Below are 13,189 nucleotides of genomic sequence, written 5' to 3' on the forward strand. Positions count from 1 at the left end.
ATTAAAACAGTTGACATATATAGGGTTGATTGATAAAATTACGGCGTAACAAAAATTAACAATTATGTAACAATTAAAACTTCCCACAAAAGATAAGGCTGGAAATAAAGGAGGTTTTATATGAGTAACATGCGGATGAAGCATAAGCTTATCATGTCAATGATGGCAGGGATGATCATAATTCCGGGGAGTGTAGTCAGAACACAGGCGGCAGAAACTGATGACAGTGAGAAGAGTCTGGTTCCGGTTACAGGAATTGAAAACATTTTGGAAGCATCATATCAGACAGAAATAAAGAACAATATCAATCTGTATCTGGTGCCGACAGAAGAGGGAGAGTATTTGAATATAGCGTTTTCTAATACGGGGGATTATACCTATATTAGAAGCGAAGCAGATGAAAACAGTGAATGGGTTGGAAAATTATATTCTGATTCAGCGGCAGTTGTGTTGGAATATCTGGATGGATGGACAAAGATCCGGTCGGGAAATGCAGAGGGGTATGTTCCGACGGAAACATTGTTCACAGGAGAAGAAGCCCGTTCGAGGTCAGATGAGTATACAAATGAGAATGTTACAGTCACAGCAGATTGTCTGAATGTCAGAGAAGGGTATGGGACAGATACTACCGTATTAACTCAGATTGGTCAGGGAGAAGAATATCTTGTGACAGCAGATCCTGTAGATGGCTGGTATCCGATACAGGTCGGTGAAGTTAATGGCTGGGTGTGCGGTGATTATGTTACAGAGGAAAGTTCTTATTCTTACGGGGAGACAAAAGAGGAAGAACAAAAACGAATGGAAGCAGAAGAAGCTGCGGCTGCGGAGGCGGAAGCAGAAGCCCAGGCTGCAGAAGCGGCGGCTCAGTCAGTTGCGTCAGGGCAGGAAGTTATTGATTATGCCTGTCAGTTTATTGGGAATCCATATGTGTGGGGCGGTACAAGTTTAACAGATGGGGCGGATTGTTCAGGATTTGTCCAGTCCGTGTATGCACATTTTGGTATAAGCCTTCCACGAACTTCTTATGAACAGCGAAGTGCAGGATATGAAGTGAGTTATGAAGATGCACAGCCAGGGGATCTTATCTTATATGAAGGACATGTTGGTTTGTATATAGGAAATGATCAGATTGTAAATGCAATGAACGAAGATCAGGGAATTGGTATCAGCAGTGCAACGTATACAAATATCGTGGCTGTCAGACGGATTTATTAAAGAATAATAGAAAGAAAACGATGCATTGTCTAGAATATGTGTGGGAAATGAAAGATTTGACTGTAAATTCTAAAATCGGTATTTTCCAAGAAAAATATACGGATAGTCAAAATGCACAAAATATGACAAGAATATTCAAAATAGCAAAAAAATGAAAAAAAGTAGTTTTCAACTTATCAACATTGAAAAATCGAAAAAATGAGGAAAAATAAAAGATTTCCTGAAAGTTATCCACATTATCAACAAAGAAAGATGTGAATAGTGTGGATAACTTTTGGAAATAAAAAGAACATTCGTTTTGGTTATTGTTATGAAAATGACGATTTGTCGAAAAAAAAAAGAAAACTGATTGACTTTTGAGTAGTGTGATAAACGGAAAAAGTTGTGTGGAAATTTCAGAAAATTTCATGGAATGATAATGAAAATAAGGTTGCTAAATCATAGATCAGGGATTATAATAAAGATTACTGTTCAAGGGTGACAGAAATTAATTGAAAATAGAAATATGTAAGGAGGAAACAGTGATGGCAATTTCTAAAAGCACAACAATTGGCGAACTTCTGGTAACATTTCCAGAGTCAGCTCCGATTTTGATGGAGATTGGTATGCATTGTCTTGGATGCCCGTCATCTCAGATGGAGTCTCTTGAGGAAGCAGCTATGGTTCATGGAATTGATGCAGATCTGCTTGTAGAGAAGATCAATGCAGCAATGGCAGCCGCTGGTAAATAATTAAGAGAAAAGATATACAAGAAGCTGTTGTGCTCTCAAAAAAGAGAGTATGGCAGCTTTTTTATATATTAGGAAAGTGCTTTCCTAATATATAAAAAACGCTCCGCTAAGGATGCGCACTGCGGCGTACAATGTAGATGTCGCAAGCGACCGCCGCAGGCGCAAGAATGTGCAAGGCACATTCTTTATTCGTATCGTTAAAAGTTTTTGTGGATAACAAGTGAAAAAGACGGCCTGAAGTGTGGGAAAAGTTATTCCCATAATTCCAGACCGTCTTTTTTATTCGTTGTTTAAATTGTGGATAACTTCTGAATTGCGTCTGCGGAAACAATGATTTTGCAATGCTCCTCCAGAAATGCAAGAACAGAAGAATCTCCCTTCTCAGGGGAACTGTACTCCGAAAGCATATTACATACTTTATTAAATTCCTGATCTGCGCCATCAGCAGGTGCCAGCGCAAGGATAAAGGTATTATTATTCTCCTCGTCCTTATATAATGTATTTGCACCTGTATAGAACGGAGCAAGCAGGCGGGAAGCCTCAATTACGGAATCTAACGTGTCGAAAGAGAACAGGCGGACCGGAAATGTCGGTACTGTTTCTTTAGGTTCCGGATCTTTTGCTTCGGAAGCCACTTCCTTCACTTTGTTAAGCAGATCAAAGAATTCATCTGCGCCCTGAAGCTTTTCAAGAACATTGCTGTTCAGTGTATCAGAATCTCCGGCAGGTGTAAACTTGGAAAAACGTGTATCAAGTTCTTCCGGATCCTCCACCTTTGTTATGATCAAGGTGATAGAGTCTGAAGAAGAAGGAATTGCTTCTATCATCAGAGGAAGGTCATCTGTCTCGAATCCAAAGTCGAAAGATGCCTGCTGCATCATATCTCGAAATAGTGATTTTGCTTTCTCGGTACCATAAGCCAGTTCGCTGATCTTGAGATTGCGGGCTGCAAGATCGGCATGTGTCAAAGTACAACGAATCTGATTGTCATTGATTTTTTCAATTTTCATATGATCACATCCTTATGTCTTATGATATTAAGATAATCTGTGGATTAAGAACTGTTCATTATGTTCATAACTAGATATATCTTTTCATCGTTTAGTATAAACAAAAAAAGAAAAGATGTAAAGGAAAACGAAAATTGTTTATAACTATTTTAGGTTATCAACAAATCCCACCCACTTATCAACAATAAACACATTGAAATTCCAAAAGGCTGCTCATATAATGGCACTTACAGAAGACACACCATTTGATAAAACAGAATGTTAAGAAAGGAGGCACTGAAAGCATTTCTGATTTTCAAAAAAATTCAATTCCCTGAAATCAAGGGAAAATTCACAATAATTATGAGAAGGAGACCCTCCGAAGATCAGGGTTGTCTTCTTGTCCGTCACTTGTTCTACAGTATGTCACAGATACCTTTTATGGTCGAAGATGGCGGACAACGTTTTATCAGGATCCAAGGAGAGAAGGAGTACATACGATATGAGAACGGAAGATGGATATAAGGAATTATATGCGGAACTAAGAGGTTATGAAGAAAAAGGAGTGGACATAGTTATGGATGGATATCCGATGAGTCCATTGCAGATTGTGACAGCATATATGGCCAGAGAAGAAGGTACTTATATGAGAGATTATGTGATTGATCCGGAAGGAAGGATAGAATCATTGGTTTTTACAGATGTGAATCATAACAGACAGGCAGAGATTACCCCTTGAACTGCCGGACAGAAGTATATTTGTAAGCTGTTATAATTGATAGAAGATGGACAGACATTTAAGGTGTAACAACTTTTTGATATGTACAACTGTTACAGATGCAATTTGTTAATGACGCAAGATGAAAATATGATATAATGAATTCCAGAATCATTATTTTATCCAGAGATGTGGAGATATTAGAAATACACACAGCAGAGCGTAAGGAACTGTTTGTGTAAGAAAGCGCCAGAGATATAAAAATTGCAATCAGGAGGGTTGGCATGGACAAAAGAAAAGGCAGTACCCATGCGCGAAGCAGGGGAAGAGTAGAAGGACAATCTGGACATCCGGGGAGTTCCCGGAGAAAGGGAAGACCAATGACAACAGGTAGAGGCAGAAATGGAAGGTCAGGAACACGACGTGCGAAGAAAGTGAATAGAGCGCGGAAAAGACGTAACAAAATTCTTTTCGTAATGATCATCATATTATTGATCATGATTTTGGCAGCAGGCGCAGTTTTCTTTAAGAGATACGGTTCATCAAATGAGGAAGCCGATAAAGAACAATATTATGGAATAGAAAACAGTGATGATCTGGCATTGATCATTAATAATGAAGTAGTGAAAAAAGAAGAGAGTTCCGCGGAATCTTCTTCCGATTCTTCTACAGATAGTGTTATACCGGGTAAGGTTTTTGATGGACAATATTATGTAGCATATCAGGTTCTTCGTGATAAGATAAACAGCAGATTTTACTGGGATGCGAACGAACGGGTGCTTTTATATACCTTGCCGGATGGAAATGTTTCTGTAAGTGAGAACAGCAGTGAATATACAGCAGTGAACGAAACAAAAAGTGAAGATTATGTAATTCTTAAGACGGATGGAGATATCGCATATATCGCACTTCCGTTCATACAAGAGTATACGAATATGGAATATTCTGTGGAACAGGAACCAAACAGAGCAATTATCACATCAAAGTGGGGCGAGATCGAGACAGCAGAAGTGAAGAAAGACACACAGGTTCGTTATCTTGGTGGCGTTAAGAGTCCGATACTGACAGAAGTTAAAAAATCGGACAAGGTGACAGTGCTTGAAGACGAAGATGACTGGATGAAAGTTGCCACAGCGGATGGTTATGTAGGATATATTAAGACCAAATTTTTAAAGAACCAGAAAAAAGAAAAAACATCCAGAGATTTTACGGAACCGGTTTATTCAGACATGACAGAAGATCATTCGATCAATATGGCATGGCATAATGTGACGAATGCGGCAGCGAATAATGCGGTTCAGCAGGTACTTGCATCAACCAGTGGACTTACGACGATCGCACCAACCTGGTTTAGTCTTGCGGATACGGAAGGTAATATCAGTTCAATTGCAGATGCGGACTATGTGAATTATGCACATACGGCAGGACTGGAAGTGTGGGCTGTATTCCGTGATTTTCATGGTGGAACGAATTCCTATGATGAGACCTATGAGACATTGCGTTATACATCAAAAAGAGCAAAACTGGAAGATCAGGTTGTAGCTGCGGCAGTGGCAGCAGGAGTGGATGGAATTAATTTAGACTTTGAATTGATTTCTTCCAAGTGTGGTGTGCATTACGTGCAGCTTGTGAGAGAGCTGTCTGTGAAGTGCCACCAGAATAATCTTGTATTTTCAGTTGATAATTATGTGCCACAGTCATACAATTCACATTATGATCTTAAAGAGCAGGGGATTGTGGCAGATTACGTGGTGATTATGGCTTATGATGAACATACAGAAGGATCCTATGAAGCGGGATCAGTGGCATCGATCAGCTATTTGCAGGATGGAATAGAAAAAACATTGAAAAAGGTATCAGCTGATAAAGTAATTGCCGGAATTCCATTTTTTACCAGATTATGGTTTGAGACAGCAAAGAGCCCGGAGCAACTTTCGGAAGAAGCTGGTACAGAAGCAGCATCTTATCCGAATAAAGTATCAAGTAAGGCACTGGGAATGGAAGAAGCGGCGCAGAGTGTTGTGAATGCGGGAGCAACAGCACAGTGGGATGAAAAGACACAGCAAAACTATGCAAAATGGTCTGCGGATGGCGGAACCTACCGTATCTGGCTTGAAGATGCTCAATCATTGGAAGCAAAGCTGAAGGTGATACAGGGAAATAAACTGGCAGGTGTGGCAGAATGGAGCCTGGGAAGAGAAGAAAGCAGTGTATGGAAGCTCATTTCTCAGTATGTAAATTAAATAAAAGATAAGTTAAAAAACGGCTTCTCATTGCATATAGATAGAATATGTGAAGGGAGGTCGTTTTTTTGCAAAGAAAAATCAGGTTGATGATAGGGATTCTGATTATGACAGGGCTTATCGCAGGTTGTTGGAAAGTTTCGAAAAACTTACAGAAAGAATTAAAAGAAGAAATGGAGACAATCGGAGAAGCAGAAAAGTCAGACAGGATAGTTGTTTTAGATGCAGGACATGGTGGTACTGATTCGGGGAAGGTCGGAATCAATGGAGTGAAAGAAAAAGATATCAATTTAACGATTACGAATTCTGTAAAGAAAATTTTGGAAAAAGAAAATATACAGGTAATCATGACCAGAGAAACAGATGAACAGCTTGCACAAAGTAAAGTAGAAGATTTGAAATACAGAGTAAAGATTATGAATGAAGTTTCTCCTGTATTAGCAGTCAGTATACATCAGAACAGTTATCATGAAGAAAATGTTTTCGGTGCGCAGGTCTTCTACTATCAGACATCGACGGAAGGAGAAAAGGCTGCAGGGATAATACAAGACGCTTTACAAAAGGTAAATCCGGATAATACCAAAAAGATAAAAGCAAATAATACATATTATATATTAAAAAAGACGGAAGTACCTACAGTGATCGTAGAATGTGGTTTTTTGAGTAACTATAAAGAAGCACAGAAGCTGGTTACGGAAGATTATCAGAAATCAGTAGCAGAAGCAGTGGCAGAAGGAATTTTATCTTATATAAAAGAAAATGAATAGCAGAAGAGAAACAGTTTTTTTTTAGAACAAATAATGATATAATAAAATTTATGGAAACGATTATTAGAAAAATAGATAAAAACCAAATAAACCAGGATGTAATAGAAGAAGCGGGAAATGTATTAAAACAAGGAGGTCTTGTTGCATTTCCTACGGAGACGGTTTACGGACTTGGGGCGGACGCATTAAAAGAGGAGGCGGCAAAGAAAACATATGCAGCAAAAGGACGTCCATCAGATAATCCGTTGATTGTTCATATTGCAGACTATGAGGACCTGAAAAAAGTGGCGGTGAATATTCCACCGGAGACAGACGCACTGGCAGCACATTTTTGGCCAGGTCCGCTGACGATGATATTTGAAAAAAGTGAGAGTGTACCTTATGGGACAACCGGAGGATTAGATACGGTTGCAGTTCGTATGCCAAGTGATCCAATTGCAGCGGCATTGATCCGGGCAGCAGGTGGATTTGTTTCAGCACCGAGTGCGAATACATCCGGGCGTCCGAGTCCGACAACAGCAGAGCATGTGCGGGTGGATCTGGAAGGTAAGATTGATATGATCCTGGATGGAGGCGCGGTAGATATCGGACTGGAATCCACAATTCTTGACATGACGGTAGAGCCGCCGATGATTTTACGTCCGGGTGCAATTACAGCGGATATGTTTGAAGAGGTAATTGGACCGGTCAGTGTTGATGAGACATTGGTTAACAGTGAAAGTAAACAGGCGCCGAAAGCTCCGGGAATGAAGTACCGACATTATGCACCAAAGGCGAAAATGATGATTGTGGAAGGAAATATAAGAGAGGAGATTCTTGCAATTCGTCAGCTTGCCTATGCCGCGCACAGGGAAGGAAAGGAAGTCGGAATCATTGCAACAGGGGAAACAGTTCAGTTCTATAATTATGGGATTGTGAAGAATATAGGAACCCGTGAGAATGAGAATACCATTGCAAGAAACCTTTATCGTGTGCTTCGCGAATTTGATGAAGAAGACGTTGATCTGATTTATAGTGAATCTTTTGCTATGAACGGAATAGGAAAGGCAATTATGAATCGTCTTGAAAAGGCGGCAGGACATATGCACTTGCAGGCAACAGAAATCACAAAGAAGCAGAAGTATCGCAGAGTGATTTTTGTCAGCGAGGCAGATTCGGCAGTAGGACCAATGGCGGCAGAATTACTATGTCACCAGGATCTTGAGCAAGAGTATATTATTGAATCCGGCGGACTGGTTGTGCTTTTCCCTGAACCGGTAAACCAGAAGGCAGAGGCAATTATGAAGAGCGCGCAGATGACGTTGGAAAATCATGTGTCAAAGCAGTTTGATGGCAGCAATCTACAAGGAGATACACTTGTATTGACATTGAATGAGACAATTAAGAACAAAGTTCTTTCGGATTATGAAAACGTAAAAAATGTATATACAATAAATGAATTTGTCGGAGTATCAGAAGAACTTCCAAATCCTTATGGAAAGCCCCTGACAGCGTATGGAGAATGCTTTGAGATACTCACAGGGCTTATAGATAAACTTGCAGACAAACTGAATTCATATGCAAAAGGAGAAGAATAATGTCGGATAAAAGAACAGATTATTTATCGTGGGATGAATATTTTATGGGCGTGGCAATGCTTTCCGGAATGCGATCAAAAGATCCGAATACACAGGTTGGCTGTTGTATCGTAAGTCAGGATAACAAGATTCTTTCCATGGGATATAATGGTCTTCCGATGGGATGTTCTGATGATGAATTTCCATGGGCGCGCGAAGGCGAAGATCCGTTAGAGACAAAATATGTATATACAACACATAGTGAATTGAATGCAATTTTGAATTACAATGGCGGAAGTCTTGCGGGAGCAAAACTTTACGTATCTCTTTTTCCATGCAATGAATGCGCAAAAGCAATTATTCAGGCAGGAATTAAAGAAGTTATTTATGATTGTGACAAATACGCGGATACAACGGGAGTGAAAGCATCAAAACGAATGATGGATGCAGCAGGAGTGAGATATCACCAGTACCATCGAACAGGCAGAAAAATTGAATTTGAGATATAAAAAATACAGGTACGCTTGCATTGCGCTTGCGTACCTGTTTCAAAGAAAAGGGAGATAGAAGAAATGATTCGGACAATACGTGTAGAAGAAATAACAAAAAACATCAAAGAAATGTGCATTGAAGCAAATCATTTTCTGTCACCAGATATGACAGAGGCAATGAAATGTGCCGAAAAGAATGAGGAAGCACCACTTGGAAAACAGATATTGGAACAGTTGCAAGAGAATTTGAAGATTGCAGGAGAGGATATGATTCCGATTTGTCAGGATACAGGAATGGCGGTAGTGTTTCTTGAGATTGGTCAGGATGTTCATCTTGAAGGAGGAGCATTGGAAGATGCGGTAAATGAAGGGGTACGTCAAGGCTATGTAGAAGGTTATCTTCGTAAATCAGTTGTTGGAGATCCGTTGATCCGTGAGAATACAAAGGATAACACTCCGGCAGTTCTGCATACAAGAATTGTAGATGGAGACCAGGTAAAGATAAAAGTAGCACCGAAAGGTTTCGGAAGCGAGAATATGAGTCGTGTATTTATGTTGAAACCGGCAGAAGGAATTGAAGGTGTAAAAGATGCGGTTCTTACAGCGGTAAAAGATGCCGGACCGAATGCATGCCCGCCAATGGTGGTTGGTGTTGGAATTGGTGGTACATTTGAAAAATGCGCTTTGATGGCCAAAGAAGCTCTGACACGTGAAGTTGGATCACATTCAGAAATTGAATACGTAAAAGAGTTGGAAGAAGAGCTCCTTACAAAAATAAATAGCCTTGGTATCGGACCTGGTGGACTTGGAGGGACAACAACAGCACTTGCGGTGAATATTAATACTTATCCAACACATATCGCGGGACTTCCGGTGGCGGTTAATATTTGCTGTCATGTAAATCGTCATGTGATCCGTACAATTTAATTCAACAAGCTAAGTGAAAGAGGAAAGTAAAATGGACAAGCATATAACAGTACCAATGAAGAAAGAGACCGTAGCAACACTGAAGGCAGGAGATTATGTTTATCTTACGGGAACGGTCTATACAGCAAGAGATGCAGCGCATAAAAGAATGTATGAGATTTTACAGGAAGGCGGGGAACTTCCAATTGATATTCAAGGTCAGGTGATTTATTACATGGGACCATCACCGGCAAGAGAAGGACGCCCAATTGGCTCGGCAGGACCGACGACAGCAAGCAGAATGGATAAATACGCACCTCAGCTCCTGGATCTTGGGCTTGGTGCTATGATAGGAAAAGGAAAAAGAAATCAGGCGGTAATTGATGCAATTGTACGCAATGGTTCAGTATATTTTGCGGCTGTTGGTGGAGCGGGGGCGCTTCTTTCAAAATGTATCACATCTTCAGAAGTGGTAGCGTATGACGATCTTGGAACAGAAGCGATCAGAAAACTGACAGTTGAAAATTTTCCGGTGATTGTAGTAATAGATAAAGATGGGAATAATCTTTATGAAACAGCAATTAAGGATTATTGCAGAATGGAGGAGAATGCATGAGAAGAATTCTACTGATGGTATTGCGGAATCTGTTGATCGTGCCGGGGGGATGGATTAAACTCTGCTATCGGGCTTCACAGGTGGATAAATATACAGAAGAAGATAATTATGAATTTTTGCGTTGGATTGTTTTTCGTGCAAATAAAGGCGGAAATGTAACAATCGATGTACATGGACAGGAGAATATTCCAAAGCAGGATGGATTTATGTTTTTTCCAAATCATCAAGGTTTGTATGATGTATTGGCAATTGTTGAAGCGTGTACGCACCCTTTTTCTGTTGTAGCTAAAAAAGAAGTGGAAAACGTTCCGTTTTTAAAACAGGTATTTAAAATCATGAAAGCATTTATGATTGATCGTGAGGATGTCCGTCAGGCAATGAAAACTATTACAAGTGTAACAAAAGAAGTTGTATCGGGGAGAAATTATCTTATTTTCCCAGAAGGAACGCGTTCAAAAAATGGGAATAATGTCGGTTCTTTTAAAGGGGGAAGCTTTAAAGCAGCAACCAAAGCAAAGTGTCCGATTATTCCGGTGGCACTTGTTGATTCTTTTAAACCGTTTGATACAAACAGTACCCGACCGGTGACGGTGCAGGTGCATTTTCTGAAACCGATGCTTTATGAAGATTATAAAGATATGAAGACCGTGGAAATTGCTGCTGCAGTAGAACAGCAGATCCAGGAAACAATCAATAAGAACCTGACGAAAGAAAAGGTAGAAGAGAAATGCTAAAGGAATGCTTGGATCAAGTTAGAAAAAAAGCCCCAGTGGTGCATAACATAACAAATTATGTAACAGTGAATGATGTTGCGAATGTGATTCTTGCATGTGGTGGCAGTCCAATTATGTCAGATGAGCCGGAAGATGTAGCGGACATTACATCTATATGTGGAGGGCTGAACATTAATTTGGGAACATTACATAAAACGAGTATTGAGGGAATGCTTAAAGCCGGGCATCGCTCTAATGAACTGGGACATCCGGTATTATTGGATCCGGTGGGAGCAGGAGCAAGCAGGTTCAGGACGGAGACGGCATTAAAATTAATAAAAGAGATAAAGTTTTCTGTGATTCGAGGTAATGTTTCAGAAATTAAGACGCTGGCTTATGGAAGCGGAAGTACAAAAGGTGTAGATGCTGATCTTACAGAAGCCGTTAATGAAAGAAATTTGCAACAGAGCATATCATTTATTAAAGGTTTTGCGAAAAAGAAAGAAGCAATTGTTATAATTACAGGAGCAATAGATCTTGTGACAGATGGCGAGAAATGTTATGTAATTAGAAATGGACGTTCAGAAATGGGAAGAATAACTGGCACGGGATGTCAGTTATCCGGTATTACGACCGCTTTTCTGGCAGCAAATCCGAAAAGAAAACTGGAAGCTGCTGTGGCAGCAGTTTGTATGATGGGTGTTGCCGGTGAAATAGCATGGATGAGAATGCAGGAAGGCGATGGTAACGCTACATATAGAAATAGAATTATTGATGCCATCTATAATATGACAGGAGAAAAACTGGAGAAAGGGGCTAAGTATGAGCTTTACTAAGGAACAATTAAGGGAACAGATGTTGCTGTATGCTGTTACGGACAGACATTGGCTGAATGGGCAGACGCTTTATGAACAGGTTGAGGAAGCGCTGAAAGGTGGCGCTACCTTTATTCAGTTACGTGAAAAAGATCTGACAGAAGAAGAGTTTTTAGAAGAGGCAAAAAAGATACAACAGTTATGCAAAAAATATAGAGTTCCATTCATAATTAATGATAATGTGAAGCTTGCGAAGGAAATTGATGCGGATGGAGTGCATGTTGGGCAAAGTGATATGGAAGCTCTTGATGTAAGAGCGCAGCTGGGAGAAGATAAAATCATAGGCGTCTCTGCACGGACAGTAGAGCAGGCTTTATTAGCCGAAAAGCACGGGGCAGATTATCTGGGGGTTGGAGCGGTGTTTCAAACAGGAACAAAAACAGACGCACGGGAAGTAGAACACAGTGTGTTGAAGGAAATCTGTACTAAAGTTGATATTCCGGTTGTTGCTATAGGAGGAATTACACAAGATAATGTAAAAGAGCTTTCGGGTAGTGGAATTAATGGTGTTGCAGTGGTCAGTGCAATCTTTGCCCAAAAGGATATTGAGACAGCAACTGCGAAGCTGAAAAGCTGCGTAGAACAGATAGTTTAAAATTTTGTTAAAAAATGAAAAAAAGTGATTGACAAGATGACAGTGTATTGCTATAATAAATTTCGCACTGTTGGTGCACACAATTGAACAAAGCTATAGATTCTATAGTAGAATTCAGTGTACGGAGAAATACTCAAGAGGCTGAAGAGGCGCCCCTGCTAAGGGTGTAGGTCGGGCGACCGGCGCGAGGGTTCAAATCCCTCTTTCTCCGTTTAACTTAAATCAAAAGAGCGGGACGACAGAAGTCTGGCGACTTCTCCTGATTTTGAAGAAAGTTAAAAATCATGTAAAAAGAAAATAAAAAAACTTCAAAAAAGTTCTTGACTTTCTAAAAAATACATGATAATATAAATGAGCTGATTCGCTGAAACAAAGCGAAGAGGTAAGAAAAATAAAAAACTTCAAAAAAGTTCTTGACAAAGCGAAATGCTTATGATAAAATAAATGAGCTGTCGCAAATGAACAAAGCGAAGTAAGAACCTTGATAACTGAACAATAGACAACAACAACCCTTGAAAATTTCTTTAAGAGAAGATTTTTAAGAACGGTTTTTAAACAAACCAAAACAACAGTAAAAAGGGAAGAATTAGCTAGTTAGTTGATTCTGAACTGGATACAAACACTTTTAACGAGAGTTTGATCCTGGCTCAGGATGAACGCTGGCGGCGTGCTTAACACATGCAAGTCGAACGAAGCACTTTTATTTGATTTCTTCGGAATGAAGATTTTAGTGACTGAGTGGCGGACGGGTGAGTAACGCGTGGGTAACCTGCC

General features: G+C 40.0%; 13 protein-coding genes, 1 tRNA gene and 1 rRNA gene (1 of these 15 running past the window's edge). 14 read left to right on the forward strand and 1 reads right to left on the reverse strand.

Translation table 11 applies throughout. The annotated features are described in order from the left end of the window. Positions 1–120 precede the first annotated feature (120 nt). Positions 121–1,215 (forward strand): C40 family peptidase, encoded by a 1,095-nt coding sequence (locus ACZ47Z_RS00555; protein WP_464525754.1) that lies wholly within the window; start codon positions 121–123, stop codon positions 1,213–1,215. Positions 1,216–1,739: 524 nt separating this feature from the next. Then, positions 1,740–1,946, forward strand: coding sequence for a DUF1858 domain-containing protein (locus ACZ47Z_RS00560; RefSeq protein ID WP_015527597.1), 207 nt, complete (start codon positions 1,740–1,742; stop codon positions 1,944–1,946). Positions 1,947–2,236: 290 nt separating this feature from the next. Here ACZ47Z_RS00560 and ACZ47Z_RS00565 read toward each other — a convergent pair whose 3' ends face one another. Continuing rightward, positions 2,237–2,956 (reverse strand): adaptor protein MecA, encoded by a 720-nt coding sequence (locus ACZ47Z_RS00565; RefSeq protein ID WP_020436679.1) that lies wholly within the window; start codon positions 2,954–2,956, stop codon positions 2,237–2,239. 481 nt (positions 2,957–3,437) lie between these two features. On the opposite strand from ACZ47Z_RS00565, the gene ACZ47Z_RS00570 reads away from it, so the two are divergent. The 12 genes from ACZ47Z_RS00570 to ACZ47Z_RS00625 form a co-directional block, all read left to right on the forward strand. After that, a complete protein-coding gene (locus ACZ47Z_RS00570; RefSeq protein ID WP_015527594.1) occupies positions 3,438–3,674 on the forward strand; it encodes a hypothetical protein in 237 nt (78 codons plus the stop codon). A gap of 263 nt (positions 3,675–3,937) precedes the next feature. Further along, a complete protein-coding gene (locus ACZ47Z_RS00575; protein ID WP_464525755.1) occupies positions 3,938–5,896 on the forward strand; it encodes a glycosyl hydrolase family 18 protein in 1,959 nt (652 codons plus the stop codon). Positions 5,897–5,964: 68 nt separating this feature from the next. Next, positions 5,965–6,663, forward strand: a complete 699-nt coding sequence (locus ACZ47Z_RS00580; protein WP_054754399.1) for an N-acetylmuramoyl-L-alanine amidase family protein — start codon at positions 5,965–5,967, stop codon at positions 6,661–6,663. A 50-nt stretch (positions 6,664–6,713) separates the two neighbouring features. Beyond that, on the forward strand, positions 6,714–8,240 hold the full coding sequence (locus tag ACZ47Z_RS00585) for an L-threonylcarbamoyladenylate synthase (RefSeq protein WP_117542564.1): 1,527 nt from the start codon (positions 6,714–6,716) through the stop codon (positions 8,238–8,240). Further along, on the forward strand, positions 8,240–8,728 hold the full coding sequence (locus tag ACZ47Z_RS00590; protein ID WP_054754397.1) for a deoxycytidylate deaminase: 489 nt from the start codon (positions 8,240–8,242) through the stop codon (positions 8,726–8,728). Before ACZ47Z_RS00585 ends, ACZ47Z_RS00590 begins: the two co-directional genes overlap by 1 nt. A 63-nt stretch (positions 8,729–8,791) precedes the next feature. Next, positions 8,792–9,637, forward strand: a complete 846-nt coding sequence (locus ACZ47Z_RS00595; protein WP_464525756.1) for a fumarate hydratase — start codon at positions 8,792–8,794, stop codon at positions 9,635–9,637. A gap of 31 nt (positions 9,638–9,668) precedes the next feature. Then, on the forward strand, positions 9,669–10,232 hold the full coding sequence (locus tag ACZ47Z_RS00600) for a Fe-S-containing hydro-lyase (protein ID WP_015527543.1): 564 nt from the start codon (positions 9,669–9,671) through the stop codon (positions 10,230–10,232). Further along, entirely contained in the window at positions 10,229–10,966 is a 738-nt protein-coding gene (locus ACZ47Z_RS00605; protein ID WP_464525757.1) for a lysophospholipid acyltransferase family protein, read from the forward strand. The genes ACZ47Z_RS00600 and ACZ47Z_RS00605 overlap by 4 nt, the downstream gene beginning before the upstream one ends. Beyond that, entirely contained in the window at positions 10,960–11,781 is an 822-nt protein-coding gene (gene thiM / locus ACZ47Z_RS00610) for a hydroxyethylthiazole kinase (RefSeq protein WP_020436673.1), read from the forward strand. The genes ACZ47Z_RS00605 and thiM overlap by 7 nt, the downstream gene beginning before the upstream one ends. Beyond that, positions 11,768–12,415: a thiamine phosphate synthase gene (thiE, locus tag ACZ47Z_RS00615; RefSeq protein WP_464525758.1), complete on the forward strand. Its 648-nt coding sequence runs from the start codon at positions 11,768–11,770 to the stop codon at positions 12,413–12,415. The genes thiM and thiE overlap by 14 nt, the downstream gene beginning before the upstream one ends. 123 nt (positions 12,416–12,538) lie before the next feature. Then, positions 12,539–12,626, forward strand: a tRNA-Ser gene (locus ACZ47Z_RS00620). A gap of 413 nt (positions 12,627–13,039) precedes the next feature. Next, positions 13,040–13,189: ribosomal RNA gene (locus ACZ47Z_RS00625) — 16S ribosomal RNA — on the forward strand (it continues 1,383 nt past the right edge of the window).

This window comes from Mediterraneibacter faecis, from assembly GCF_055383675.1.

Coding starts and splice junctions, on each gene's coding strand:
- ACZ47Z_RS00590 (WP_054754397.1), top strand. CDS start 8,240: ATGTCGGATAAAAGAACAGATTATTTATCGTGGGATGAATATTTTATG.
- ACZ47Z_RS00575 (WP_464525755.1), top strand. CDS start 3,938: ATGGACAAAAGAAAAGGCAGTACCCATGCGCGAAGCAGGGGAAGAGTA.
- ACZ47Z_RS00605 (WP_464525757.1), top strand. CDS start 10,229: ATGAGAAGAATTCTACTGATGGTATTGCGGAATCTGTTGATCGTGCCG.
- ACZ47Z_RS00565 (WP_020436679.1), bottom strand. CDS start 2,956: ATGAAAATTGAAAAAATCAATGACAATCAGATTCGTTGTACTTTGACA.
- ACZ47Z_RS00600 (WP_015527543.1), top strand. CDS start 9,669: ATGGACAAGCATATAACAGTACCAATGAAGAAAGAGACCGTAGCAACA.
- ACZ47Z_RS00555 (WP_464525754.1), top strand. CDS start 121: ATGAGTAACATGCGGATGAAGCATAAGCTTATCATGTCAATGATGGCA.
- ACZ47Z_RS00595 (WP_464525756.1), top strand. CDS start 8,792: ATGATTCGGACAATACGTGTAGAAGAAATAACAAAAAACATCAAAGAA.
- ACZ47Z_RS00560 (WP_015527597.1), top strand. CDS start 1,740: ATGGCAATTTCTAAAAGCACAACAATTGGCGAACTTCTGGTAACATTT.
- ACZ47Z_RS00585 (WP_117542564.1), top strand. CDS start 6,714: ATGGAAACGATTATTAGAAAAATAGATAAAAACCAAATAAACCAGGAT.
- thiM (WP_020436673.1), top strand. CDS start 10,960: ATGCTAAAGGAATGCTTGGATCAAGTTAGAAAAAAAGCCCCAGTGGTG.
- thiE (WP_464525758.1), top strand. CDS start 11,768: ATGAGCTTTACTAAGGAACAATTAAGGGAACAGATGTTGCTGTATGCT.
- ACZ47Z_RS00570 (WP_015527594.1), top strand. CDS start 3,438: ATGAGAACGGAAGATGGATATAAGGAATTATATGCGGAACTAAGAGGT.